The organism is Streptomyces sp. ERV7, from assembly GCF_001653515.1.
GTDB lineage: Bacteria > Actinomycetota > Actinomycetes > Streptomycetales > Streptomycetaceae > Streptomyces.
In genome coordinates this window covers 142,912-168,694 of sequence record NZ_LYOY01000029.1, presented here as the reverse complement: position 1 = coordinate 168,694, position 25,783 = coordinate 142,912, and the positions used below count along the sequence as shown (strand labels likewise).

21 protein-coding genes and 3 pseudogenes are annotated in these 25,783 nt (G+C 71.8%); 15 read left to right on the top strand and 9 right to left on the bottom strand.

Annotation, left to right across the window (positions count from 1 at the left end; all coding sequences use genetic code 11):
• Nucleotides 1-194 precede the first annotated feature (194 nt).
• From A8W25_RS07035 to A8W25_RS07025, 3 genes are all read left to right on the top strand, one after another.
• A complete protein-coding gene (locus tag A8W25_RS07035; RefSeq protein ID WP_067157656.1) occupies nt 195-854 on the top strand; it encodes a class II aldolase/adducin family protein in 660 nt (219 codons plus the stop codon).
• Nucleotides 855-929: 75 nt separating this feature from the next.
• Complete coding sequence (locus A8W25_RS07030) at nt 930-2,054, top strand: alpha/beta hydrolase (RefSeq protein ID WP_067157654.1); 1,125 nt, start codon at nt 930-932, stop codon at nt 2,052-2,054.
• Between the two features lie 320 nt (nt 2,055-2,374).
• Nucleotides 2,375-3,691 carry a hypothetical protein gene (locus A8W25_RS07025; RefSeq protein WP_067157652.1) on the top strand — a complete coding sequence of 439 codons (1,317 nt, stop codon included), beginning with the start codon at nt 2,375-2,377 and terminating at the stop codon, nt 3,689-3,691.
• A 42-nt stretch (nt 3,692-3,733) separates the two neighbouring features.
• Here the strand turns inward: A8W25_RS07025 and A8W25_RS07020 are convergent, their stop codons facing one another.
• A complete protein-coding gene (locus tag A8W25_RS07020; RefSeq protein WP_067157647.1) occupies nt 3,734-4,123 on the bottom strand; it encodes a VOC family protein in 390 nt (129 codons plus the stop codon).
• A gap of 106 nt (nt 4,124-4,229) precedes the next feature.
• Nucleotides 4,230-5,123: a neutral zinc metallopeptidase gene (locus A8W25_RS07015; RefSeq protein ID WP_067157645.1), complete on the bottom strand. Its 894-nt coding sequence runs from the start codon at nt 5,121-5,123 to the stop codon at nt 4,230-4,232.
• 98 nt (nt 5,124-5,221) lie between these two features.
• On the opposite strand from A8W25_RS07015, the gene A8W25_RS07010 reads away from it, so the two are divergent.
• From A8W25_RS07010 to A8W25_RS32025, 4 genes and pseudogenes are all read left to right on the top strand, one after another.
• Nucleotides 5,222-5,920, top strand: a complete 699-nt coding sequence (locus A8W25_RS07010) for a PQQ-binding-like beta-propeller repeat protein (RefSeq protein ID WP_067157642.1) — start codon at nt 5,222-5,224, stop codon at nt 5,918-5,920.
• Nucleotides 5,921-6,107: 187 nt separating this feature from the next.
• Complete coding sequence (locus tag A8W25_RS07005) at nt 6,108-7,706, top strand: ABC-F family ATP-binding cassette domain-containing protein (protein ID WP_067157639.1); 1,599 nt, start codon at nt 6,108-6,110, stop codon at nt 7,704-7,706.
• A gap of 347 nt (nt 7,707-8,053) precedes the next feature.
• On the top strand, nt 8,054-8,275 hold the full coding sequence (locus A8W25_RS07000) for a helix-turn-helix domain-containing protein (RefSeq protein WP_067157635.1): 222 nt from the start codon (nt 8,054-8,056) through the stop codon (nt 8,273-8,275).
• 176 nt (nt 8,276-8,451) lie between these two features.
• Nucleotides 8,452-9,186 (top strand): annotated as a pseudogene (locus tag A8W25_RS32025) (enoyl-CoA hydratase/isomerase family protein); the annotation flags it as partial.
• Nucleotides 9,187-9,189: 3 nt separating this feature from the next.
• On the opposite strand, the pseudogene A8W25_RS06995 reads toward A8W25_RS32025, so the two are convergent.
• Nucleotides 9,190-10,485: pseudogene (locus A8W25_RS06995) on the bottom strand (MFS transporter); the annotation flags it as partial.
• Nucleotides 10,486-10,555: 70 nt separating this feature from the next.
• Here A8W25_RS06995 and A8W25_RS06990 point away from each other — a divergent pair.
• From A8W25_RS06990 to A8W25_RS06980, 3 genes are all read left to right on the top strand, one after another.
• Nucleotides 10,556-11,542 (top strand): GlxA family transcriptional regulator, encoded by a 987-nt coding sequence (locus tag A8W25_RS06990; protein ID WP_420708414.1) that lies wholly within the window; start codon nt 10,556-10,558, stop codon nt 11,540-11,542.
• A gap of 99 nt (nt 11,543-11,641) precedes the next feature.
• The gene (locus tag A8W25_RS06985) at nt 11,642-12,361 is read left to right on the top strand and encodes a DsbA family oxidoreductase (protein WP_067157630.1); all 720 of its coding nucleotides are present in this window, start codon (nt 11,642-11,644) and stop codon (nt 12,359-12,361) included.
• A gap of 116 nt (nt 12,362-12,477) precedes the next feature.
• On the top strand, nt 12,478-13,620 hold the full coding sequence (locus A8W25_RS06980) for an aminotransferase class V-fold PLP-dependent enzyme (protein ID WP_079125874.1): 1,143 nt from the start codon (nt 12,478-12,480) through the stop codon (nt 13,618-13,620).
• A 201-nt stretch (nt 13,621-13,821) separates the two neighbouring features.
• Here A8W25_RS06980 and A8W25_RS06975 read toward each other — a convergent pair whose 3' ends face one another.
• The 5 genes from A8W25_RS06975 to A8W25_RS33885 all read right to left on the bottom strand — a co-directional run bounded on the left by A8W25_RS06975 (nt 13,822) and on the right by A8W25_RS33885 (nt 19,641).
• Entirely contained in the window at nt 13,822-14,664 is an 843-nt protein-coding gene (locus tag A8W25_RS06975) for a hypothetical protein (RefSeq protein WP_324616212.1), read from the bottom strand.
• A gap of 424 nt (nt 14,665-15,088) precedes the next feature.
• The gene (locus A8W25_RS06970) at nt 15,089-16,630 is read right to left on the bottom strand and encodes a hypothetical protein (protein ID WP_067157624.1); all 1,542 of its coding nucleotides are present in this window, start codon (nt 16,628-16,630) and stop codon (nt 15,089-15,091) included.
• A gap of 270 nt (nt 16,631-16,900) precedes the next feature.
• Nucleotides 16,901-17,803 carry a CAP domain-containing protein gene (locus A8W25_RS33890; protein ID WP_067157621.1) on the bottom strand — a complete coding sequence of 301 codons (903 nt, stop codon included), beginning with the start codon at nt 17,801-17,803 and terminating at the stop codon, nt 16,901-16,903.
• A 279-nt stretch (nt 17,804-18,082) separates the two neighbouring features.
• Nucleotides 18,083-18,820 carry a VOC family protein gene (locus A8W25_RS06960; protein WP_067157618.1) on the bottom strand — a complete coding sequence of 246 codons (738 nt, stop codon included), beginning with the start codon at nt 18,818-18,820 and terminating at the stop codon, nt 18,083-18,085.
• A gap of 215 nt (nt 18,821-19,035) precedes the next feature.
• A complete protein-coding gene (locus A8W25_RS33885) occupies nt 19,036-19,641 on the bottom strand; it encodes a HEAT repeat domain-containing protein (protein ID WP_067157616.1) in 606 nt (201 codons plus the stop codon).
• A gap of 9 nt (nt 19,642-19,650) precedes the next feature.
• On the opposite strand from A8W25_RS33885, the gene A8W25_RS33880 reads away from it, so the two are divergent.
• From A8W25_RS33880 to A8W25_RS06940, 3 genes are all read left to right on the top strand, one after another.
• Nucleotides 19,651-20,076, top strand: coding sequence for a hypothetical protein (locus tag A8W25_RS33880; RefSeq protein ID WP_067157613.1), 426 nt, complete (start codon nt 19,651-19,653; stop codon nt 20,074-20,076).
• A 562-nt stretch (nt 20,077-20,638) separates the two neighbouring features.
• Nucleotides 20,639-21,373, top strand: a complete 735-nt coding sequence (locus tag A8W25_RS06945) for a helix-turn-helix domain-containing protein (RefSeq protein WP_234386427.1) — start codon at nt 20,639-20,641, stop codon at nt 21,371-21,373.
• 141 nt (nt 21,374-21,514) lie between these two features.
• The gene (locus A8W25_RS06940) at nt 21,515-22,687 is read left to right on the top strand and encodes a 4-hydroxybenzoate 3-monooxygenase (protein ID WP_199831692.1); all 1,173 of its coding nucleotides are present in this window, start codon (nt 21,515-21,517) and stop codon (nt 22,685-22,687) included.
• Between the two features lie 119 nt (nt 22,688-22,806).
• On the opposite strand, the gene A8W25_RS06935 is transcribed toward A8W25_RS06940, so the two are convergent.
• Entirely contained in the window at nt 22,807-23,208 is a 402-nt protein-coding gene (locus A8W25_RS06935) for a winged helix-turn-helix transcriptional regulator (protein WP_067157605.1), read from the bottom strand.
• 96 nt (nt 23,209-23,304) lie between these two features.
• Here A8W25_RS06935 and A8W25_RS06930 point away from each other — a divergent pair, with 96 nt between their 5' ends.
• Entirely contained in the window at nt 23,305-23,682 is a 378-nt protein-coding gene (locus tag A8W25_RS06930; RefSeq protein WP_067157602.1) for a VOC family protein, read from the top strand.
• A 78-nt stretch (nt 23,683-23,760) separates the two neighbouring features.
• Nucleotides 23,761-25,752 (top strand): annotated as a pseudogene (locus tag A8W25_RS06925) (glycoside hydrolase family 9 protein); the annotation flags it as partial.
• Nucleotides 25,753-25,783 lie beyond the last annotated feature (31 nt).

The window sequence follows — 25,783 nt, the reverse complement described above, 5'->3', positions numbered from 1 at the left end:
GTTCGACGTCAGTGGCTGGACGAACGTAAGTAACCTGGATGAACGGAAGGTGAACTGGGTCGGGCGTCACGGTGTATCTGACTGGTTTCTGGTGCGGCCAGGCCCTGACAAACCCCGTTAATCGCCCATAGGCCCCATTGAAGAGATTCTGCTCACTCCGCCGCCCCCGTCGCGGAGCCTGCGAGGATCGCCCCATGGGAGAGCCGAAGGACTCCGAAACGATCGCCGCGGCCTGGGCCGAGCTGACCGCCACCGCGCGCCGCACCGCCGAGGAAGGCCTGGTCGTGGGCACCTCGGGCAATGTCTCCGTACGCGTCGGGGACCTGGTCCTCGTCACCCCCACCGGCGTCCCCTACGACCGCCTCGGCCCCGGCGACACCGTCGCCGTCGACCTCACCGGCCGCCAAGTGAGGGGCACACTGCGGCCCACCAGCGAGCTTCCCATGCACCTGGCCGTATACGAGAACACCGGCGCCCGGGCCGTCGTCCACACCCACGCCGTGCACGCCACGGCCGTCTCCACCCTGGTCGGCGAGCTCCCGCCGGTCCACTACATGACCGCCACGCTCGGTGGTCCGGTCCAGGTCGCGCCCTACGCGCTGTACGGGACCGGGGAACTGGCGCGGAACATGCTCCGCGCCCTCGACGGCCGCACCGGCTGTCTCCTCCAGAACCACGGGACGATCACCTACGGAACCACTCTTTCCCAGGCATACGACCGCACCGCCCAACTGGAGTGGATGTGCCGCCTCTGGCTCGCCGCCTCCTCCGTCCCCGGCCGCACCCCCTCCCTGCTCTCCGCCGCCGACCTCGACCGGGCCGCCGAACAGTTCCGGGGATACGGGCAGGGGTGACGCCCGGGTGCCCGGGGCGTACCCCGGTGGCCCCGCCCACTGGCCGTGTCGCCGCGCACTGCCGACACTGGAACCGTGCGCCCGGCTACAGCGACGGCAGCGGCCGTCACCACACTCATCGGCGTCGGCGCGGCAGCGGTGGCCGCCGGACGGTACGCGAGCGACGCGGCCCTCAAGGCGCCGCCAGGCCGCCCGCTGCCCACCGACCCCGACCTCACCGTGCACTCCACGGCGCCCGGACGGATCGCCCTGACCCGCTGCCTGGCCTCGCTGCGCCCCGGTACGTACGGGATCGAGGGCCGCGGCGTCCACGCGGTGGTCGGCGAGGTCGTCGACGTGCCGCACGCGGCGGACACCGTGGTGCGCCGCCTGGAGCGGGTCACCTGGGGGAGCCCGCAGCCGGGTGACCGGGTCCGGTTCACCCCGCAGCTCCACCACGGCACCCCGGCCGAGGCGCTCGGCCTCGACCACGAGGACGTCGAGATCCCCGCGGAGCTCGGCGTGCTGCCCGCCTGGCTGGTCAAGGGCGTACGGAACACCTGGGTGATCACCGTGCACGGCCTGGGGACCACCCGGGAGCACCCGCTCAACGTCATGGGGTTCCTGCACCGCCACCGGCTGCCGGTGCTCGACCTCGCCTACCGGGGCGACGAGGGCGCCCCCCGGTCCCCGGACGGCCTCGGCCACCTCGGCGACTCCGAGTGGCGCGACCTCGACGCCGCGATCCGCTACGCCGTCCGCTCCGGCGCCGAAGGCGTCATCCTGCACGGCTGGTCCACCGGCGCCACCATGGCGCTGCACGCCGCCGCGAGCTCCGGGATGCGCGAGCGCGTCCGGGGCGTGGTCCTGGACTCGCCGGTCCTCGACTGGGAGGGCACCCTGCGCGCCCTCGCCCTCGCGCACGGCACCCCCAGCGCGCTGCTGCCGCTCGCCGTCCGGGCCGCGCAGGGCCGCACCGGCCCGCACGGCGACCATCTGCGCGAGGCGGCCGACCCGGCCGCCCTCAGCGTGCCGACCCTGATCTTCCACGGCCCCGACGACACCCTGGCCTCCTGGCCCCTCACCCGGGAACTCGCGGCCCGCCGCCCCGATCTGGTGACCCTTCACACAGTCCAGCAAGCCCCGCACGCCTCGATGTGGAACGCGGACCCCGACCGTTACGAGGAGGCGCTGCGGCGCTTCCTGACCCCGCTCATGTGACGGGCGGGGCCAGGGCCCCCGAAGCGGCGCACGAGGCACCCGGCACCGCCCCGGCGATCAGGGCGCCCATTCCGCTTCGGCTTTCGGCCCGTCAACGGACCGCACCCCCCATAGAGGCGGACCCCGTGCCCCGGCCGTGCCCGGCCCGTGCGGAAGCCGGGCGGGCTCCATTCCGTTTGGGCTTTCTGCCCGTCAACGGGAAGACTGCATCCGTGACGTCCCGGAAGCCTGAAGAGAAGTTGCCGCGAGACTCCAGACTGCGGCTTGTCCGCGCACCGCACGCGAAGGATGCCCGACCCCTCGCGACCGCCCGCCGCGCCGTGAGCGACCGCCGCTCCCGGGCGTCCCGGCCGCCCGAGGGCACCCCGGCCGCCGCCGAACTGGCCCGCCAGGCCAGAGCGGTGCTCGCCGACGCCGTCCGCGTCGCCCGCTGGGCCGACGCCGAGCGCGCCCGGGGCAGCGCGCCGCGCCCCGCCCCGACGGGCACCCTGTCGGGCGCCGCGGCCGAACTGGCCGCCGCCACCCTGCGGCTGACGCCCGCCCAGGTGCGGGCCGGCTGGGACCGGGCCCGGCTCGCCGGACTCGTCGAGCTGCACGGCGGCACCGCGCGCCCCGGCTGGCGGCTGCGCGCCTGGGACCGTGACGACGCCGCGGTGCTGCGCGGCTGGGTCGCCCTCTTCGACGCCTGGTCGATCGTCCACCCCGCCCCGGCCGCCATCGCGCCCGCCGCCGTGGCCGAGGTCGTCGAAGCCGTCCCCCAGGTGCTCTCCCTCCTCCAGCTCTCGGCCGGCCCCGTCCTCGTACCGGCCCTGCTCGACCTGCTCGGCCAGCGCGTCGCCGAACTGCGCGACGAGCGCTGCGAAGTGCCGTACGGCACCGACGCGGACGGCGGCGGCGACCACCCCGCCTCCCTCGCCTTCCTCTCCCTTCTCCTCGACTGGGTGCTGGCCGGGCTCGCCGCCGTCGGCGCGCTCACCCTCGGCGAGGGCTCGGCCACCCTCACCCCGCTCGGCAGCTGGGCGGTGTGGGTCAAGCTGGAGCAGATCTGCGTCGCCGCGCAGAGCCCGGCCGGCAACATCGAGCAGTCCGCCGAGGACATGCTGCGCGGCTGCGCCCGGCTCACCCCCGGCCCGGCCCGCGCCGAGTACCGCGCCTGGCTCGCCGCCCGGCCCGTCGGCAGCGCGGTGACCGAGCTGCTCGACGCCGCCCGGGGCGAGGACGCGCTGGTGCGCGGGCTCGCCTTCGAGGCGCTCCGGGTCGTCGGCGCCCCCGCCGAGCCCGAGGTGCGCGCCGCCACCGACGAGATCTTCCTGCGCCCCTACGCCCTGCTCTGGCTCGCCGAGCACGAGGGGACCGACCCCGAGGACGTCACCGCCGTCCTCACCCGCGAGGAGTCCACCTGGCTCTGGGTCGACACGGCCGCGGCCGTCGCCGACCACGGCGAGGTCGACCTGATGGTGCGCCACCTCGACTCGGCCGTGCAGGGCACCGTGCCCGCCCTGCTCGACGAGGTCAGGGCCGTCGGCCACCCCCGCACCGTCCAGGTCCTGGTCGCGCTCGCCGCCGCCCACCCGGACCCGGCCCTGGCCAAGGCCGTGCGACGCGCGGCCTTCCAGGTCCACACGGGCGGGGTCTAGGGCGACAGGCCCCGGGTCCCGGCCGGAGTGGCCCGGCCGGGGTCAGCCGCCCGTGCCGGGGGCGTACGTACCGAAGCTCCACACGTTGCCCTCGGCGTCGCGCGCCATGTAGTCGCGCGAGCCGTAGTCCTGGTCGGTGGGCTCCATCAGGATCTCCACGCCGTGCTCCACCGCCCGTTTGTGGTGCGCGTCCACGTCGTCCACCACCACATAGACACCGACCGGGCCCGCGTCGCGCATGGCCTCCGCGAAGAGGCCGCCCCGGCCCTTCGAGCCGAGCATCACCATGCCGGTGCCGCTGGCGAGTTCGGCGTGCAGCACCAGGCCGTCCGCGTCCTCGTACACACTCGTCTCGGTGAACCCGAAGGCCTCCTTCAGCAGCCGGATCGCCGCCTTCGCGTCCGCGTACAGAATCGTCGGATACACACTCATCACGCACTCCCGTCCCTCGTGCCGACCTGCCTCGATGTGACCTGGATCTCAGTCTTGCACCCGGCACTGACAACGCCCGGGGACCGTGCGCGGGCGGCCCCGGGGCTCAGCGCGCGAAGGTGTTGCAGCGGCCCATGTCGCCCGTGTCGAAGCCGGTGCGGAACCACTGCTGGCGCTGCTGGGCCGAGCCGTGGGTCCAGGACTCGGGGGTGACGCGGCCCTGGAACTTCTCCTGGATCCGGTCGTCGCCCACGGCCGCCGCCGCGTCCAGGCCGTCCTCGATGTCCTGGTCGGTCAGCCGGGTCAGCACCGGCCGGCCCGTCTTGGGATCCGGCGTCGTCGTGGCGTGGTGCGCCCACACCCCGGCGTAGCAGTCGGCCTGGAGCTCGACCTTCACCGCGTTGCTGCCCGCGCCCTGCCGCCCGTCCTGCGAGCGGGCCAGCGTGCCCATCAGGTTCTGGATGTGGTGCCCGTACTCGTGCGCCACCACGTACGCCTGGGCGAAGGGCCCGCCGGTGGAGCCGAACTTGGTCCGCAGGTCGTCGAAGAACCCGAGGTCCAGATAGACCTTCCGGTCGCCCGGGCAGTAGAACGGCCCGACCGCCGAGGTCGCCGTCCCGCAGGCGGTGGGCACCCGGCCGGTGAAGAAGACGGTCTGCGCGGGCGTGTAGCGGCCGCCCCGGCGCGGGAACTCCTGCGACCAGTAGTCCTGCACGCTGTTGACCACCGCAAGGACGCGGCAGTCCTCCCTGGTGTTGGCGTCGCGCCCCTTGCGGCAGCTCGCCTGCACCTGCCCCTGGGCCGACACCGAGGCCGCCGGGGTGGAGTCGCCGGAGGAGAGCCCCAGCTGCTCGGGGCCCACCCCGAAGAGCAGACCGAGCACGAGCGCGATGATCCCGACGATGCCGCCGCCGATGGTGGCTCTGCCGCCGGGGACGCGACTGCCCCGGACGTCCTGGACCTCGGACGTGTCCAGATCGGCGTCGTCGTCGAACTGCACGGCCCACCACCCTCCGTCACGCGATACCAACCCCGAGTATCGAACAGTTCATTGCGTTGCGCCCGTTTTGCCGCGGTGGCCGATACGCTCGGCGCCTCATGGACCGGAACCGTCTCGCGCTGGCCGCCGTCGCCGCCGTACTGGCTCTTCCCCTGGTCACCGCGGGCCGGCACGCCCGGCCCGCCCCCTACGGCGACCGCCTCACCGTGCTGCCCGCCGCCGCACCGGGCCGCCCGGCGGTACGGGTGCGGGGTGCGGCCGTCGAGGCGTACGACCCGAGGAGCGGGGCGCGCAGCTGGACGTACCGGCGCGAGGGGCGCCGCCCGCTCGCCGTGCGCACCGCGCCCGGGCACGCCTTCGCCCTGTGGAGCGACGGCATGGTCACCGACACCGCGCGCGTGCTCTCGGTCGACGCCGTCCGCTGGCACCGGGCCGTCCCGGGCCTCGCGGGCTGGCTCGCCGGGCGCCCCGGCCGGGCCGCGGGTGTACTCCAGCAGCTCGCCCCGCCCGCCCGGAGCGGCGGGATGCTCGCCGTCGTCACCCCCGAGCGCATCGCCGCGTACCGCACCGCCGACGGGGATCTGCGCTGGACGCTGCCCGCCCGGCGGGAGTGCGCCTTCGATCCCGGCCGCGTCGCGCGCGTGGAGGGCGTGCTGATCGTCGCCCAGCCGTGCGGCGACCGGGACGTGTGGACCCAGGAGCTGGTGGCGGTGGACACCCTCGGGCGGATCGCCCCCGGCCGCACCCCGCTGGGCAACGAGCTCCCCGCGCGCGAGGGCGCCGCCCGGGGCGTGTGAGACCCGTGCGCGACGGGGGTGGCGCGGCGCCCGGCGGACGACCTTCCGCAAAGGATCACCGCACGTAAAAGCAGTTGTGCGCCCCCGCTAGAATTGGTCCATGGCAATTCTCCTTGTGCATTAGACGGCGTCGACGCTCCTTCGCCCCCCGTCCGTCCCGCCGTCCATACCGCCCTGGAGTATTTCCGTGATCACCGCCTCCGGCATCGAGCTGCGCGCCGGCGCCCGCATCCTCATCGAGAACGCTTCCTTCCGTGTCGCCAAGGGCGACCGCATCGGTCTCGTCGGCCGCAACGGAGCCGGCAAGACCACCCTCACCAAGTGCCTGGCCGGCGAGGGCATCCCGGCCGGCGGCACCATCACCCGCTCCGGCGAGGTCGGCTATCTGTCGCAGGACCCCCGGACCGGCGACCTCGACGTCCTCGCGCGCGACCGCGTGCTCTCCGCGCGCGGCCTCGACGAGGTGCTGCGCAAGATGCGCGAGAACGAGGAGCGCATGGCGAACGGCAAGGGCGCCACGCGCGAGAAGGCGATGAAGAAGTACGAGCGCCTGGAGACCGAGTTCCTCACCAGGGGCGGGTACGCCGCCGAGGCCGAGGCCGCCACCATCGCCGCCGCGCTCGGCCTGCCCGACCGGGTGCTCGGCCAGCCGCTCCACACCCTCTCCGGCGGTCAGCGCCGCCGCGTCGAGCTCGCCCGCATCCTGTTCTCGGACGCCGACACCCTGCTCCTCGACGAGCCGACCAACCACCTCGACGCCGACTCCATCGTCTGGCTGCGCGACTACCTCAAGTCGTACCGGGGCGGCTTCATCGTGATCTCCCACGATGTGGACCTGGTCGAGACGGTCGTCAACAAGGTGTTCTACCTGGACGCCAACCGCTCCCAGATCGACGTCTACAACATGGGCTGGAAGCTCTACCAGCAGCAGCGCGAGGCCGACGAGAAGCGCCGCAAGCGCGAGCGCCAGAACGCCGAGAAGAAGGCCGCGGCCCTCAACTCGCAGGCCGACAAGATGCGCGCCAAGGCGACCAAGACGGTGGCCGCGCAGAACATGGCCAAGCGCGCCGAGCGGCTGCTCTCCGGCCTCGACGCGGTACGGGTCTCCGACAAGGTCGCCAAGCTGCGCTTCCCGGACCCGGCGCCCTGCGGCAAGACCCCGCTGACCGCCGAGGGCCTCTCCAAGTCGTACGGCTCCCTGGAGATCTTCACCGACGTCGACCTGGCCATCGACAAGGGGTCGAGGGTCGTCATCCTCGGTCTGAACGGTGCCGGCAAGACGACCCTGCTGCGGCTGCTCGCGGGCGCCGAGAAGGCGGACACCGGCGAGGTCACCCCGGGCCACGGCCTCAAGCTCGGCTACTACGCCCAGGAGCACGAGACGCTCGACCCGGACCGCACGGTCCTGGAGAACATGCGCTCCTCGGCGCCCGACCTCGACCTGGTCGACGTCCGCAAGACGCTGGGCTCGTTCCTGTTCTCCGGCGACGACGTGGACAAGCCCGCGGGCGTGCTCTCCGGCGGCGAGAAGACCCGGCTCGCCCTGGCCACGCTGGTGGTCTCCTCCGCCAACGTCCTGCTCCTCGACGAGCCGACCAACAACCTGGACCCGGCCAGCCGCGAGGAGATCCTGGGCGCGCTGCGCACGTACAAGGGCGCGGTCGTTCTGGTGACGCACGACGAGGGCGCGGTCGAGGCTCTGCAGCCCGAGCGCATCATCCTGCTGCCCGACGGGGTCGAGGACCTGTGGGGTCCCGACTACGCGGATCTGGTCGCCCTCGCGTGACGCTGGGCGACTGATCCACTCCATATGGATCATTCGGCTTACGCGTGATCCTCAATCTGAGTGAGTGCGTCTCGTACCCCGGCGTGTCATGCACGGGATCAAGATCCGGTGGGTACGGGACGGACTGATTCCGGAGTGTGACCCCGAGCACACCTCTGACCAGCGCGTTCTTCTCGCGTTTGAATCAGGGACGATTTCGCGGCCGCGCGGAATTCTTGATTCCGGCCCTCTCCGGCCCCGCCCTGCGCCGAAACCCGGTTGCACGGACCTTGCCGAATGGGTGGCCAGGAAGCCCGGGAGGGGTGATCATGAGAAGTCCAGAGCGCACTTCCCATGAGGAGGCACGGGTGGCCGAGACTCTGAAGAAGGGCAGCCGGGTTACCGGCGCCGCGCGCGACAAGCTCGCGGCAGACCTGAAGAAGAAGTACGACTCCGGTGCGAGCATCCGGGCGTTGGCCGAAGAGACCGGCCGCTCCTACGGATTCGTCCACCGGATGCTCAGCGAGTCCGGGGTGGTACTGCGCGGACGCGGCGGAGCGACACGCGGCAAGAAGACCGCCTCGGCCTGACCGGGGCCGGGCGGATCCAGGGGCTCACATCCGTGGGCCCAGCTCTACGGGCTCAGCTGTGTGGACCCAGGTCCATGGATTCGTCGGGTCGGGTTGCCACCCGGTCGGCCGCGCTGTCGGCCGGGTGGTTACTGTGCAGTCACTTATTTTGACCGCACCCGACCCGGAGGCGCCCCATGGCTTCGCCCGACCCCGTACTCGACAAGGACGGCGTCCGGCTCACCGTCGACGACGCAGTCGCCACGGTGACCCTGACCAATCCGGACAAGCGCAACGCCCAGTCTCCCGCTCTGTGGCGGGCGTTGGCGGCCGCTGGTCAGGAACTGCCCGGTACCGTCCGGGTCGTTGTGCTGCGGGGAGAGGGCAAGTCCTTCTCCGCGGGGCTCGACCGTCAGGCCTTCACTCCCGAGGGCTTCGACGGCGAGCCGTCCTTCCTGGACCTCGCGCGCGGCTCCGACGAGGAGCTGGACGGGGTCATCGCCGAGTACCAGGAGGCGTTCACCTGGTGGCGCCGCAACGACATCGTGTCGGTCGCGGCGGTCCAGGGGCATGCGATCGGTGCGGGCTTCCAGCTCGCGCTCGCCTGTGACCTGCGCGTCGTCGCGGACGACGTGCAGTTCGCCATGCGCGAGACCAGCCTGGGCCTGGTGCCGGACCTGACGGGCACCCACCCCCTGGTGGGGCTGGTGGGCTACGCCCGCGCCCTGGAGATCTGCGTGACCGGCCGCTTCGTCGGAGCGGACGAGTCGGAGCGGATCGGGCTCGCGAACCTGGCGGTGCCGGTTTCCGAACTGGACGCGGCGGTACGGGACTTGACGGCTGCGCTCGTCGCGGCGCCGCGGGATGCGGTGATCGAGACGAAGGCGCTGCTGCGGGGGGTTTCGGGGCGGTCGTACGAGGAGCAGCGGGTCCCCGGACACCAGCGCCCCGCACACCGCCACGCTCAGCGCCCCCGCCACCTGCCGCGCCGCGTTCAGTACGCCTGCCGCCAGGCCTGCTCGTTCCTGGGGGAGGGCCTCCATCATGGCTGCCGTCAGGGCCGGGATCGCCAGGGCGCAGCCGAGGGCCACGGGGATGAGGAGGAAGGCCGCCAGCAGCGGGGGCGTGTGTTCGTCGGGGAGCAGGAGGAGAAGCAGGCCCGCCGGGGCCAGGAGCTGGCCGAGCAGCAGGGGGCGGCGCGGGCCGTAGCGGGCGGAGAGCTTGCCCGACAGGACGTTCGTCGCCGGGATCAGCGCCGTCATCGGCAGGAACATCAGCCCGGCCACCAGCGCCGACTCCCCCCGTACCCGCTGGAAGTACAGACTGAAGACGAAGATCACGCCGTAGAAGGCGACGCTCGCCGCCGCCCCGACCGCGACCGCCACCGCGACCGTCGGTGTACGGAAGAGGCCCAGCGGTACGACCGGATGCGCCGCGCGCGACTCGATCAGGAGGAACGCCGCCCCGGACAGCAGGGCGACGGCGCCCGCGACCAGCCGTACCGGCCCCGACTCGATCACCGCGAAGGCCAGCGCGGCCAGCGCCACCACCGCCGTCAGCTGTCCCGGCAGGTCCAGCGGAGCCGGGCGGGGCTCCGGGCGCGGGGCCCGCAGCGTCAGGGCCAGGGCCGCCAGGCCCAGGGGGAGGTTGATGAAGAAGATGCCGCGCCAGTCCCATGCCGTGGTCAGCGCGCCGCCCGCGACCGGGCCGAGCGCCACCGCGACCGAGCCGCCCGCCGCCCACAGCGCCACCGCCCGGGCCCGGCGCGCCGGATCCGCGTACGCCTGGCGCACCAGCGCGAGCGAGGCGGGCAGCACCACGGCCGCCGCCGCGCCCTGCACCACCCGGGCCCCGATCAGCACCCCGAGATCCGGCGCGAAGCCGCACGCGGCCGAGGCGAGGACGAAGACGACCGTGCCCAGCGCGTACGCACGGGCCGAGCCGATCCGGTCCGCGAACGCGCCGGTCGACAGCATCAGCGCCGCGAACGCCAGCGTGTACGCGTCGACCACCCACTGCAGCCCGGACATCCCGCCGCCCAGGTCGGAGCCGATCGCGGGCAGCGCCACGTTCACCACGGACGCGTCCAGCGTGATCAACGCGAAGCCGAGGAGCGCGGCGGCCAGGGTGACGCCGGGGGAGGAGGGGCGGGCCGGCCGCCCAGGAGTCGGCTTCTCCGCGGTCAACGGGGTGGCGGTGGCGGTGGGTTGGCGTACGGCATCGGTTGGCATGCCCTCAGCCTGACGATCCACAGGCCGATACAGTAGTGACCCGAACGCCATGCATCCGGAGGTTCTGGCCATGCGGTCCGACCGAAAGCCCACCCCCTGGCGGCCCCACCGCGTCGTCGTCATCGCACCCTCCCCCCTGTCGATGTTCAACCTCGCCATCCCCGAACTGCTCTTCTCCAAGGTCGAGATCGACGGCGCCCCCGGGTACGAGCTGACCGTCTGCACCCCGGAGCCGGGCCCGGTCGCCACCACCGGCGGGCTCGATCTGTACGTGGGCCTGGGCCTGGAGGCCGTGGCGGACGCCGACACGGTGCTGGTCGCGGGGACGGGGCAGCGCTACACCGTCGATCCCCGCACGGTGGAGGCCGTCCGCGCGGCCGCCGCCGACGGGCGCCGGATCACCTCCATCTGCAGCGGCGCCTTCGTCCTCGCCGAGGCCGGACTGCTCGACGGGCGCAGCGCCACCACGTACTGGGAGCTGGCCGAGGAGCTGCGCCGGCGCTACCCGGCCCTCGACCTCAAGGGCGACGTCCTCTATGTGGAGGACGGCGACGTCATGACCTCGTCCGGCTACGCGGCCGGGATCGACATGTGTCTGCACATCATCCGCACCGACTACGGCGCCGCCGTCGCCAACCAGGTGGCCAGGGCCGCGCTGGTCGCGCCGGTGCGGCCCGGCGGGCAGACCCAGTTCACCCAGACCCCGCTGCCCCCCGAGCGGGGCGTGGCCTGCGCCGACGTCCGGGGCTGGGCGATGCGCAACCTGGACAGGCCGCTCACCCTCGCCGACCTGGCCCGGCACGCGGGGGTGAGCGTGCGCACCCTGACCCGGCGCTTCCAGGCCGAGAGCGGGGTCAGCCCGCTGCAGTGGCTGCTGCACCAGCGCATCGAGCGGGCCAAGGAGCTCCTGGAGACCACCACGCTCGCCATGGACCGGATCGCCGAGGCCAGTGGTCTGGGCAGCGCCGACTCGCTCCGCGCCCATCTGGTCCGGCGCACCGGCCTGACCCCGAGCGCGTACCGGGCCGGCTTCAGCAGGCTGGAGCGGGTGGGCTGAGCGGAGGGTGGGCCGGCCGGGGGAATGCCTCGCGCGTCCCGTACGTTGCACTACTTGAAAGTGATACAACCTCCTCCGAGAGAATCCGAGAGAAGTGACATGCGCGTCGAGATCTGGAGCGATATCGCCTGCCCGTGGTGTTATATCGGAAAAGCCCGATTCGAGAAGGGTTTGGCCGAGTTCGCCCACCGCGACGACATCGAGGTCGTGCACCGCTCCTTCGAGCTCGACCCGAACCGCCCCAAGGGCGCTGTCGGCCCGGTGATCCCGATGCTGGCCGAGAAGTACGGCCGCACCCTGGACGAGGCCCGCGGTATGGAGGAGCACGTCGCCTCCAACGCGCACGCCGAGGGCCTGGGCTACCTCACCGAGGGCCGCGACCACGGCAACACCTTCGACATCCACCGGCTGCTCCACCTGGCCAAGGCCCGGGGCCGCCAGGAGGCGCTGCTCGACCTCGCCTACCGGGCCAACTTCGCCGAGGAGCGCTCGGTCTTCGACGGCGGTGTGCTGCTGGAGCTGGCCGTCGAGGCGGGCCTGGACGCCGACGAGGCGCGGGCCGTGCTCGCCGACGGGAGCGCGTACGCCGAAGAGGTGCGCGCGGACGAGGCCGAGGCCGCCGCGCTCGGCGCCAACGCGGTGCCGTTCTTCGTGGTCGACCGCAAGTACGGGATCTCCGGCGGCCAGCCCGCCGAGGTGTTCACCCAGGCCCTTCAGCAGGCCTGGCAGGAGCGCACCCCGGTCCTCGCCACCCTCGGTACCCCCGCGGCCGACGGCGAGGCGTGCGGCCCGGACGGGTGCGAGGTCCCGCGCGCGTGACGCCCGTACGGCCGTGGGGCGCCCATCCGGGTGGCCCCAACCCGTAAGCATTCGTTGACGGTTCCCCCCGCCTTTTGTTGATTGACCCCGGGGCGGGGGGACCGCAGGGTGGGATCATGGAGATCCTGGAGCCCCTGTCGGGCGACGCGTTCGCGCCCGAGACGACGTATCTGAACACCTCCGGCTGCGGGCTGCTGCCCCGGCGTGCCGTCGACGCCATCGCACGCCTCGCCGCGGAGAACGCGGCGGGCACCCGCGAGGGTGCGGGCGGCTTCGACGCGCTCGCCGCCGCCCGTGCTTCGTTCGCCCGGCTCGTGGGGGTCGGCGCCGACCGGGTCGCGCTCGGCTCGTCCGTCTCGGTGCACGTCGCCCTGATCGCCCACTCGCTGCCCGCCGGGGCCGAAGTCCTCGCGCCCGAGGGCGAGTTCAGCTCGGTGGTGCAGCCCTTCGCGGTACGCGGCGACCTCAAGATGCGGTACGTGCCGCTGGAGTCGCTGGCCGAGGAGGTGCGGCCGGGCACGGCGCTGGTCGCCTTCTCGTCCGTCCAGTCCGTCGACGGGCGGGTCGCGGACCTCGCGGCCGTACGGGCCGCCGCGGCCGCGCACGGGGCCCGTACGCTCCTCGACGCCAGCCAGTCGGCGGGGTGGCTGCCGCTGGACGCGGGCGCGTACGACTACACGGTCACGGCCGGCTTCAAGTTCCTGACCTGTCCGCGGGGCACGTCCTTCCTGACGGTGACCGAGGAGGCCCAGGAGGGGCTGGCGGCGCTGCACTCGGGGTGGTTCGCGGCGGAGGACCTGTCCGACAACTACGGGCCGGTGCGGGCCCTCGCGGGGACCGCGCGGCGGTACGACGAGCCCGCGTCGTTCCTGTCGTACCACGCGGCCGCGGAGTCGCTGGCGGGGCTTGAGGCCGTGGGCGTCGACGCCGTCCACGCGCACGACCTGGCGCTCGCCGGGCGGCTGCGGGCGGGGCTCGCGGAGCTGGGGCACGGGGTCGTCGCCCCGGACTCGGCGATCGTCGCCGTGCCGGGGCTGGGCGGGAAGCAGCCGGAGTTGCTGCGGATTGAGCCAGATGAGGTGGGGGTGGGTGGTGGTACTGCATCGTCGTCCTCGCGCCACCGACGCGAAGCCGTCCACTCCCGCCGTCGGATGCTGCGCCTGCCGCCCGAAGGGAGTCAGCCGTGTATCGAGGCGATCGTGAGACGAGGCGCAGCCCAGACTCCGCTGCTTTGTCGGTCGTGCCGACAGCCCGGATGATCAGGTTCATCGCCAAAGCCCGTGGTCTTCGGGATGCCGGCCCGCTGTCGGCGTTGTTCCCGCAGGTTTCCCGAGGAGCCGCCGACTACAAGAAGGGACCCCCACTTGCGCGGGGGATCCCGATGGCTGTCGCCGGTACTTGACGGGCAGGTGGGGCGAGCGGCGCCGTGCCGGTGGCGGACCACCGGTGACGCGTCTTGCTCACGTCCGCGTCGCGACCCCACACCCCTTCCTCATCCGCTCCTCCATGGACGTACTGCGGTCGTACGGATCGATCGCGCGGCCGTCACCCGAGGCGGCGTCCCGTCCCGCTCCGAACTCCGGAGTGAAGTAGCCGTTCGGGTCGCCGCAACCGCCGTTCGTCATGTTCATCTTGTACGAGACCAGTGAGAACGTTCCCGCCTTGGTGATCACCTTCGAGGGATCGTCCCAGTCCATCACCACTTCGCGCCGCACAATCGTCCGCTCGACGTCGCCGCTGCCCGCGGCCGCGCGCACGACGGGGTAGACGTACGTGACATCCGTGGTCACCCGCAGCGCGCCGCGGTCACCCTGCCGGAAGGTGATCCGGCCCCGCGTCTTCACCACGTCGCCGACGAGACGTGTACGTGTCTTGTCGAACCGGCTGAACAACAGCAACGGGTCATTTGTCTTGCTGGGCGTACGAAACGCGGTCGACAGGTAGTCCTGCACGTCGCGCTGGTGCGGATTGATCAGGGCGATCGCGTTCGCGGGATGATCGCCCCGCAGCACCGCCGGATCCAGGCCGGCGGCGACGAGGAAGTCCCGGGAGTGGCCCAGGGCCGCTGCCACCTGCTCCGTACTCATCCAGCCGGTCGCCTTGGCCGCGGGCACCGAGATCCCCGCCGCGCCATCGGCCCACTGTGCCGCGGGCGACCCCCGGAACGGCGCGTCGAGCGTGGGCTGTTCCGCGGCCCGGGCGGGCGGAGCCTGGGTCGGACGACTCGTCTCCGCGGCAAGCGGCGCGCCTGTCGACGCGTCACCGGCGAACCAGTCGACCACCCGCCCCGGAAACAGGGCCACGGCCAGCAACGCGAGCGAGGCGATGAAGCCGACGGCGTACCAGCCCTGCTTCCTCCGCCTCGTCCGGGCCGGTGAGTATCCGCGCCAGGCCTGTGGTGCCTCGGGTTCCTCACGCAACCGCTGCGCCACCACCCGGGCGCGGGCGGACGGCTCCTTGGGTGCATCCGCCACACCATCCGCGGACTCCCGAAGAAACCGCTCCCACTCCTCGTCGGGCACGGCTGAACCGCCGCCCTGATCCCCCGCCACACTCACGCGAATATCCCCGCATCAACAAGCGCCGGGACCTCCCCGGCAACCCGCAAACGGTCGCACGACAGGGGGCTGACCTGGTGCTTCGGTACGCGCAACTGAGGTGGCCCGACTGTGGCTCCCCCCGGACGGCTCGCCCGGTGCGCCGCAGATCCTCAGACCTCCGGGATCCTCAGACCTCCGGCTCCGAGCGTTCCGCGCCCGTGCCCCGGTGCAGCACCGCTTCCCGGGCCCGCCGGGTGGTTTCCTCCGCCGCGTTCCGGCCCGTGCTCCGTTCGGCGGTGATGACGATGCCGATGCTGCCCTTGTCCGCCCACCCGCAAGCGACTTCGGGCACGCTGGCGGCGGGTTTGTATGTCACGCACTTCATCCAGCCGCCGTAGTGGCCCGGTTCGGCGTTCCACTCGGCGCTGACGGTCAGGCCGGACGCCTCCAGGCCTTCGCGCAGCTCGTCGAGGAGGTCGGGGGTCATCTGGTGGAAGTCGCCCGTCGCACCGAAGACGGCGAAGGCGGTCCGGCCGAGCTCCTCGTCCCCGTATACGTAGGCGAATGTCTCGTGTGCCGTGCCCCCGAAATTCACGTTCAACTGGTCGGCCATGCCCTGCTGGGCGGGTGTCAGTTCCAGCCGGTCCAGGACGCCGAGGCTCAGGGGCGCGGCGACCGTGTAGCGGGGGTAGTCCCGGTACTGGATCTGCGACCAGGTCACGGAACCGGCGGCCGCTCCGACGGCGGTGGCGAGGACGAGCGCGCCGGCGACCCGGCCGCGTGTGGTGTGGGCCGGTACGGGCGGTAGCACCGGGAAGGTGAGGTCCTGCGGAGCCTGGGTTGGGGTGGGCGGGGTGTGTGTCTGGGCTCTGCGTCGAGCCCCGCGTAGTACTTGGTGCAGGACAGCCGACGGCAGGAGAGGGAGTGCGGCGGCGCACGCGGTCCACGCCGGGAGGGGGACGGCGGGCACGGCGAGGAGTACCGCGGCGTAACTCACCCAGGACAGCAGGGTGGTCGCGAGCGGGTGTCCGACCATCCAGCGCAGTGGTCCTCGGCCCGGCCGGACCAGCGTGCTCAGGGTTTCGGCCAGCACCGCGAGGCGTTCGTCCTCGGGGCGGGCGGCTGCCTGGATGCGGGCTCGGTCCGCGGCCGTGCGGGGGGTGGGGGAGAGCGTGAGCACCAGCCTGGCGTCGTGGCGCTGCACGCGGGCGGGCTTGGGCACGTTCTTGCCGCCCGCTGCCCGTTCGGCCCGGAGCGCCTGGGTCGATCCCGGCGCCAACTCCCGTATCCGGGCGGTGAGTTCGGGGCCACGGCGGTGGCGTCCGGGGCGTTCCAGGTAGTCGGCGTTCAGGCACAGTTCCGCGTAGGCGGAGAGCAGCTCGATGTCGTTGGGGAAGGCGTCCAGGCCCGTACGGTAGACGGTCTCGGCGCGGTCGTCGTGGTCGTCGTCGTTCTCGGCGGCGTGGGCCCGGCCGAGCACGGTGTAGAGGCGGGCGACGGGCTCGTGCGTGTCGAGCGCGCGCCGCGCGGCCTCCCGCGCCTCGGCGAGCCGCCCGTCCCGGAGCAGCGCCTCCGCGTGGACCGCCGCGGTCAGTGCTGTTTCGGGTACGGCTGTGTCGGGCGCCGCGTCAGCCTCCGTGTCGACCGCCGTGTCGGTCGCCGTCTCAGCGTCCGCTTCTGCTTCCGCTTCCGCGCATGCCGAACTGCCTTCTTGCCCCTTGGCCTGCATGATTCCCCACCCTGCGAACACCCCGAACGGTTCGGTCCGAATTCCGTTCAGTGGGCAACTATGTCGCTGCGCGGTGGGACCGTCAACTGGGTTGATCGGTGGGCACCCCTTGCCCGGCCTTACGCTCCCACCTGCGGTGCTGCCAGGCTGCGTATGCGAGGAGAGGGCCGTCAGCCGGGGGCACGCCGCGGCGCCGGCACCGCGGCGTGCGTGCTCACTGGCGGCGTGTGGCTGCCGTCGGTGGCGCTTGCGGGCCTTGGTGGCCCCGGATCAGCCGACGAAGTCCTGCGCCCACCAGTAGTTGCCGTTCGCGTCGACCGTGACGCCGACGCCGGTGTACTTGATGGCGTCGTCGAGGATGTTCCGCTCGTGCAGCGGTTCCTTGATCCATGCGTCGACGACCGAGGCGGCGCTCTTCCACATGCCGGGCGCGCCGGCCGCGTTTTCACTGACTTTGCCGACCGGGTGGGAGTAGCCGTACTTGCGGAGCGAGTCGAAAATCGCTCCGAAGGTCCAGTGGCCCTGCTGGCCGCGGCGGGCCTGCTCGTTCGCCTCGTCCTGTGCGGTACGGGCCACGGCGTCGTCGTACTGGAGCGCCGCCTTGCCGTGCTGTACGCGGTAGTTGTTGACCAGGTCGAACACCTGGCGCTGCAGCGCGGCGGGCGGGTTCTGGCCCTGGTCGCCGCCCCACTTCCACACCTGGGATGCCGTGAAGTTGCAGGTGTAGATCTGCACCGGGGTGTTGTCGGCGGTGTTCCCGCCGGAAACGTCCAGGCACTTGTTGGACTGCGGGTTGATGAGCACGTCGCCCTGGTAGCGGACCCACTTCTGCGCTGCGCTGCCGTTGCAGTCCCACAGTTGCACGGGAGTGCGGTCGGTGGTGCCGCTGGACGCGACGTCCAGGCACTTGCCGAACGCGGTCACCGTCGCACCGACCTCGCCGGGCTGCTCGGTGTAGGTCCATCTCTGGGACGCGGTGCCGTTGCAGCCGTAGATCTGTACGGGGGTGCTGTTGGCTGTGTTCCCGCCGCGGACGTCGAGGCACTTGCCCCCGAGCCCGACGACCTGGCCGGTCATCTGCGCTGCCTGCGCGGTGGCCGGAACGGCGGCGACGCCCATCGCGGCGATGGCGAGCGTTCCCCATAGGTGCGACTTCTTGAGTGCCAGTGTCATGACAGTCAGTCCTTGCCCTCGTATGCGTGGCCCAGGCGTCTCACCAGGGCCGTTCATGTCGTCGAGGACGCTATGGACGGGCTCTCAATATCAACTAAACGCGGTCTAAGTGGTCTCGGTTGACGCTGTCTCCGGTGCGGTGCGGTGCGGTGCGGTGCGGTGCGGTGCGGTGTGGTGGAGCGTGGGATGTCCCCGCGCAGACGCGGGGAGCACCACCAGCATCAAGTACGCCGTGGTCACCGCCGCGGGACCATCCCCGCAGACGCGGTGACTTCGGGATCACCGAGGCGTGAGGAGGCAGAACTCGTTGCCTTCCGGGTCGGCCAGAACCGTCCAGGAGATTGCGGACTGATCAATATCAGGGTCGGTGGCGCCCAGGGCGCGCAGTCGGGCTGCCTCTGCGGCCAGGTCGTCACCGGGGTAGGGGCGTACGTCGAGGTGGACGCGGTTCCACACGCTCTTGGTGTCGGGAGTGCGAAGGAACTCCAGGTAGGGGCCGACGCCTTGGGCGGAGCGCATCGTCGCGTGGTCGTCGGTGACCTCGTGCAGCGTCCAGTCCATCGCCTCGCCCCAGAACCGGGCCATCACTCCTGGGTCGGTGCAGTCGACCACCACCGCGGCGATCGGCCCGGTGTCCCCGTAGACCGGGCGGGGCTCCAGGACGCAGAACTCGTTGCCCTCCGGGTCGGCCATGACCGTCCAGGGGACGTCACCCTGACCCACGTCGGCGAGCGTCGCACCGAGATCCTTGAGGCGCGCGACCAACTCCGCCTGGTGGGCGGTGGAAGTGGTGGCCAGATCAAGGTGCACCCGGTTCTTCACGGTTTTGGGTTCCGGGCGGGCGATGATGTCGATGCAAACGGCCACGGGGTCGGGGTAGGCGAAGCCCACGGGTTCGAGGTTGGTCACGCCGGGGCCCTCGCTGTCGACACCCCAACCGAGTGCCTCCGCCCAGAACCGGCCGAGCGCGGAGTCGTCCAGGGCCTTCATATTGATCTGCACAAGTCGTGTTGCCATGCCACAGATCCTAGAAGCAGACGCTGGCCTGGGCCGACGCGGTCAGACACGTACTCGCCCCCCGTGCGGTGGATGATGTACGTGGTCAGACGGGCAGGGTCGTCTGGTCGTCCGCCGTGATTCTGAATCGCATCCCGCTGCCCCCGTGCTGTCGCTGAAACGCGAACACCCCGAGGCCGGGCCTGTTGGCGGTTCAGTTCAGATCCGCACGGGGCTCAGGGCGTTGCCCCGGTGGCCCGTAGGAGCCGGATCGCCGCGACCCGCTGGTGGCGTGGACGGTCCTCGGCCAGGAGCCTGCGCAGCATGTCGTGCGGTAGGCGGTCGGCCCACGGCAACAGGGCTGCGGTCGCCTGCCGGACCACTGCCGACGACGGATCGTCCAGGAGCGGGCGTACGTCGTCCACGCGTACCGCGTCCAGCGCCCGCAGCCCGGCCACCGCGCAGGCGCGCACGCCGGGTACCGGGTGGGCGAGGAGCGCGCGGACCAGGTCCGCGTCCTCGTGCGTCCCGCACTCACCGAGGCCCACCGCGGCGGCGGGCCGGGCCGCCGGGTCGGCGCACAGCGCGCGGTACAGCGGCGCCGGGTCCGTGCCGCCCTCCCGCAGCACCCACCGGGCGCATGCCCGCACCAGGGCGGAGGGGTCGGTGAGGTACGGCTCGGCGTCGGCGTGCCGTCCGGCCCGGCGCAACGCGGTCACCCCCGTCGACCTGACCCGGGGCTGCCGGGAGGCGAGCAGTGGCACCACGACCTGGGTGAACGTGTCGGTGGTGCCCTGGCCGAGGGTGGCCACGGCCGCTTCGGCGCAGAGGTCCTGCACCACGACGTCGCGGTGGCGAGCGGCGGTCTGAGCCAGGTGCTTCGCCGGGAGCAGCCGCCGCTCGATGGCGACGCGGTGTGCGAGGCGGGCGGTGGCCCGATCGGCGCTGTCGAGCAGGGCCTCGGCTTGCGCGGCCGGACCCGCACTCAGCGCCCCGGTCAGCAGTTCCTGGGCGAACGCTCCTCGTGGTCGGCGGCCGAGGCGCAGGATCAGCGCGGAGTGCGCGGCCAGCCGGTGCCGGGGTGCCGCGGCCAGAAGTGCGCGGGCCCGTTCGCGTACCGGCCCTGCCCAGTCCGCGCAGCGGATGATGACCAGCGCGTGCAGTGCGGGCCGCTCCTCGGCGTGGCTCAGCGCGGCCTCGCGGATCAGGCCGTTGGGGTGGCAGAGGGCGAGGGCGAGTTCGGCGTCACCGGGCTTCCGGGACCAGGCGACGGCTGATCGACGACACCAAGGACGACGCGGCCCTGGCCGACGAAGCCAAAGAGATTTTCGGGATCGGCCTCAACTGGAACGTGGCGTCCAAGCCTTCGACGGCAGCGTTCCCGCAGTGACGCAGGGTGAGGCAGCGGCCGAATACATCGGTCAAGGCCAGATCCAGATGAGCCCCCTCAACGTGGCGTCCATCGCCGCCACCGTGAAGTCCGGAACCTTCAGACAGCCGATCACCGTGCCCAAGGGACTAGACGGCCGTGAACTGGCCACCGCGCAGCGCAGCATGCCCACGTCGGCCCATCAGCAGCTCAAGAGCATGATGCGGCTTCCCTGTGAACACCCGAACGGTTCGGTCAGAATTCCGTTCAGTGGGCAACTATTGTTTCTGCGCGGTGGGACGGTCAACTGGGTTGATCAATGGCCAAGGCTGGCCCGGGGACCCATCCCCCCAAGGCCGCCGACCAGCTTCAGGAAAACCGGCGCCGGGCCACCGGTACGCTGGCGGCCGATGCCGGAGCCCCGCCAACCCTCACCGCGCCTACCAACGCCCACGACACCACCGGCGGAGATGCCTCGTGGTGCGGCCTGGATCCCGCACGGCTACCACCTAGACGCCCACTCCCACACTCACGGCCAGTTGGTGTACGCCGCTGCCGGAGCGTTCGCCACCACGACGGAACGCGGGACCTGGATCGCCCCGGCGAACCGGGTGACGTGGACGCCGCCCGGGTTCGACCACTCCCATCGCTTCTACGGCCGAACCGACGTCCGTCTGCTCGACCTCCCCGTCGACCTGTGCGGCGAACTCACCTCGTACCCCGGTGTGTTCGAGGTGAGCCCGCTGCTGCGGGAGGTGCTCCTGGCGTTGACCGACCGGCCGGAGTTCCGCCCCGGGGCCGACCGGCGGCTGCTCACGGTGGTGGTCGACGAGCTCGCCGCGGCCCCCGAGCCGTCCCTTCACCTGCCCGAACCGCGCGACGACAGGCTGCGGGCCGTGACCGCCCTTCTGCACGCCGATCCCGGCCGGACCGCGACCCTGGCGGTGTTGGGGCGGACGGTGGGGGCGAGCGAGCGGACCTTGAGCCGTCTGTTCCACACCGACCTCGGTATGAGCTTCCACCGTTGGCGCACCGTCCTGCGCATCCATCACGCCCTGGTGCACCTCACCAACGGCCGGTCGGTCACCGACACCGCGATGGAGTGCGGGTGGTCCAACCCCTCCAGCTTCATAGAGGCGTTCACCACCATCGTGGGTCAGACTCCGGGTCGGTACCAGGCCGGTCTGCGCGGCGAGGTGACGTAGCCGTACGCCGTTCCCACCTTGGCGGCTTTCCCGTATTCGCTGACTGTTTCCCGGTTGGGGGAAATCGCGGCGCGGCTCACAGTGGGGGTGGGCACGCCGCGCCGCACCGGGCGACAGGCGTAGCGAGAGGGAGACGGACAAGTGATGGATACAGGTGAAAGCACCGCGGTCGTCATCGTGGGAGCCGGGGTCGCCGGACTCACGCTCGGCAATTTCCTGCTGCGCAGCGGCATCGACTGCACCGTTGTGGAGAAACACAGCCGGGCATACGTCGAGCAGAGGCAACGGGCCGGAACCGTCGACGCCCGAGGGGTGCGTATGTACCGGGAGTGGGGCCTCGAAGAGGTGGTGGAGAGCTTCTTCTCTCCGAAGATGATGGGTTTCCGGCTCGACGGCGAGGAGTTGCCGCTCGTCTTCGGCGGGGATGAGGTCGACGACATCGCCTTCTGCCCGCAGCAGGTCCTCGTACGCAACCTCACGGACGTCTTCCTGCGCGACGGCGGCGACCTCCGGTTCGAGGCCGCCGACGTCTTACTCGAAGGCATCGACGGCAAGCGCCCCCGCGTCCGTTACCGGGACGCCGCCGGTTCGACGAAGACCGTCGACTGCGACTACGTCGCCGGCTGCGACGGCCACCACGGCGTCAGCAGGGCCTCCATCCCCGCAGGCGTACTCACACGCCACGCTCATGAGTACGCGTACGCCTGGCTGAGCGTCCTGGCCGATGTGCCGGCCGATCCCGCAGCCATGGCGATACACTCCCGCGGCCTGGCCGGGCTGATCCCCCGTGGCACGAACGCCAGTCGGCTCTACCTCCAGTGCCCGGCCGAAGACGCTCTCGCGCAGTGGCCGGACGAACGCATCTGGAGCGAGCTGGAAGCCCGCTTCGGCACTCCCGTCTCGACCGGCCCGATCCTCGACAAGCGCCTCGTGCCGCTTCGTAGCGTGGTGTACAGCCCCATGAGTTACGGCAGGTTGTACCTGCTCGGAGACGCGGCGCACCTCGTCCCGCCGATGAGCGCGAAGGGGATCAACCTCGCTCTGCACGACACCGAGGTGTTCGCCCGCGCCGTGATCCGCCGGATGAAGGAGAGCGATTCGACCCTCCTCGATGCCTACTCGGAGACCTGCCTGCGCCACATCTGGAACTACCAGGCGTTCGCGGTCTGGATCACCGAGCTGATGCACAATGCCGGAGACGCCTCTTACGAGGGGGAGTTCCGCCGCCGGATCGCCCGAGCGGAGCTGGAGCGCATGTTCACGTCGCCGACGGCGAAGCGCCTGTTCGACGAGTTCAGCGCGGGCGTGAACTAGGGACTGTGGGGCCTCGCGTGCGCGGGGACCGTCATGCCAGTGGGCCGCTGACGACGAGGGTGTTGGTGTCGCCAGGACCTGTTGGCCTGGGGGGCGGAGGTCCGGTGCGGGACTGGTAATCAACGCACGGTGCCACGGTCATCCGCGTCGAAGCGGCGTCGTGCGGTGTCGATTTCGTCGAGGTAGCGGCGGGTCCAGGCGCACATGCCGTTGACCGTGTCGCGCAGCGCCGCGCCTGCCTCGGTGAGGTGGTAGTCGACGCGGGGCGGCACTGTCGCGTACACGGTCCTGTGCACGACCCCGTCTCGTTCCAGCCCGCGCAGGGTCTGAGTGAGCATTTTGTGGCTGATGCCCTCGACCTCGCCTCTGAGCTCGGTGAACCGCAGCGTGCGCGTCCCCAGGGCGTTGATGACGAGCAGTGCCCACTTGTTGGCCACCCCCGAGAAGATCTCGCGGGCGAGGGATTCGGCGCGCGTCAGGTCCGCTTCGTCGGGCACGGGCTGGGGCTGCTCGGTTTCCATGAGGTTCCTCTCTCACCGGAAAGTGCGTTCTTCCACGCCCGAGGCTACGCACCTACGGTTCCAGAGAACCCGGAAGAGACTTGAGAGGGCACGGCCATGACCATCCTGAAGACCTATGCACGCCTGTGGACCGACGACCTCGACCGCGCACTGCCTCTCCTGGAGCAACTCACCGGCGAGCAGCCCCACTTGCGTCTGGATTTCCACGCGGTGGGCCTCGCCGCTGTCGGCGGCTTCCTGGTGATCGCGGGCCCGGCCGAGGAACGCGCGAAGTACGAGCACGCCTCCGCCACCGTCGTCGTCGACGACCTCGATGCCCTTCAGGGGACGCTGGTATCGGCGAAGGCGATCATCACGACCCCCGTAGCCGATGGCCCGACGGGGCGGTTTCTCTACGCCCGCCACGCGGACGGAGCGGGCGTGGAGTATGTCGAGTGGAACGCGGAGTTGGTCGGCAGGCTCATCCGCACGTAGACCCTGATACGGATAGGGCGGACGGACTGTCCGCACGTACCGGAGGTTGCCTTCGGAGGGGTCGGGTCAGGGGCGGTCGACGCGGGAGGGGCGCCTACCGCCCGCCCCGCCGGGCACCTGGGTGTCGCCCCGAACAAGGGGGACACCAGCGTCCCCTGCCAGGCGGGGGTGTGCGACTACCGTCTGGACGTGCGCGGCGGCTGGTACGACGCGGGCGACCAGGGCAAGTACGTGGTCAACGGCGGTATATCCGTCTGGGAGATCGTCAACTCCTTCGAGCGGGCCCGCCGTTCGGGGAGCGAGGCGGCGCTCGGCGACGGGACACTGCGGGTGCCGGAGCGCGGCAACGGGGTACCGGACGTGCTGGACGAGGCCCGCTGGGAGCTGGATTTCCTGCTGCGTATGCAGGTTCCGGTGGGCAGGCCGATGGCCGGGATGGCGTTCCACAAGATGCACGACGCCCAGTGGACCGCACTGCCGACTCGGCCCGAACTCGACGACGCGCAGCGTGAGGTGCACCGCCCCTCCACCGCGGCCACGCTGAACCTGGCGGCCACGGCCGCACAGTGTGCCAGGGCGTACGCGCCCTACGACGCCGCGTTCGCCGCCCGCTGCCTGGACGCGGCCCGCCGTGCCTGGACGGCCGCCAAGGCCAACCCCGATGTGCTCGCCCCGGCGACCGACAACACTGGCGGCGGTGCGTACGAGGACGCCGACGTCTCCGACGAGTTCTACTGGGCGGCGGCCGAACTCCTCGCCACCACCGGAGAATCGGCGTACCGGGACGCTGTCGTCTCCTCGCCCCATCACGCCAAACCGGTCGACGGGTTCTGGTGGGGCGGCACCGCGACACTGGGCCGGATCACCCTCGCCACGGTCCCCGGCGTGGCTCTGCCCGCCGATGATCTGGCCCGGGTGCGCGGCCTGCTCACCACGGCAGCCGACAGCCACCTGTCCACCATGGCCCGCCAGGGCTACGCGGTGCCCATCCCGGCCGACGGCTACGTATGGGGCTCCAACAGCTCCGTCGCCAACAACGCGATGGTGCTCGCCGTCGCCTACGAGCTGACCGGCGCACAGCGGTACCGCGCGGGAGCGCTGGAATCGCTGGACTATCTGCTCGGCCGCAATGCGCTCGACCTCTCCTACGTCACCGGCTACGGCGAGCGTTTCTCGCAGAACCAGCACCACCGCTTCTGGGCGCACCAGAACGACGCCTCGCTGCCGCACCCCCCGGCCGGTTCCTTCGCCGGCGGGCCGAACTCGGGCCTTGAGGACCCGGTGGCCAAGGCCCAGCTTCCGGGCTGCGCACCGGCGGCCTGCTACGTGGACGACATCGGCTCGTACTCCACCAACGAGGTGGCGATCAACTGGAACGCCTCGCTGGCGTGGCTGGCGGCCTTCGCGGCGGAGCGAAGCGGCGCCCCGGCGCTTCCCGCCGTGCAGGTGGCACCGGCGGCGGTGACGGTCGCGGAGGGCGGCTCGGCGGCGGTGGGGGTACGGCTTACGGCCGCCCCGACGCAGAACGTCACCGTGACCGTGACCCGGAGCTCCGGTGACGAGGATCTGGCCGCGACAGCGGGAAGGACGCTGGTGTTCACACCGGCCAACTGGTCGACGTCGCAGCAGGTTTCGGTGTCCGCCGCGCAGGATGACGACGCGGTGCCGGGCAGCGCGACGTTCACAGCCGGCGGGCCGGGGGTGAGGGCGGCGACGTTCACGGCGACGGAGGTGGACGACGACGCGCCGTCAGCGGTGTCGTGCGCGGTGGCGTACCGGGTCGACAACGCCTGGGGCAACGGGTTCACGGCGACGGTGACGGTGAAGAACACCGGGGCGGCGGCGATCTCGGGCTGGACGCTGGGGTGGAACTTCGCGGGCGATCAGCGGATCAGCAGCGCCTGGAACGCCACGGTGAGCCAGGCGGGCGCCGCGGTCACGGCCCGGGACGCCGGATGGAACAGCGCGCTGGCGCCCGGTGCGAGCACCAGCCTCGGGTTCCAGGCGACGTACTCGGGTACGAACGCGGTACCGACGCGATACACCCTGAACGGTGTGCTCTGCTCCTGAGCACCGACCACACCCGGTGCCTGCCGCCCAT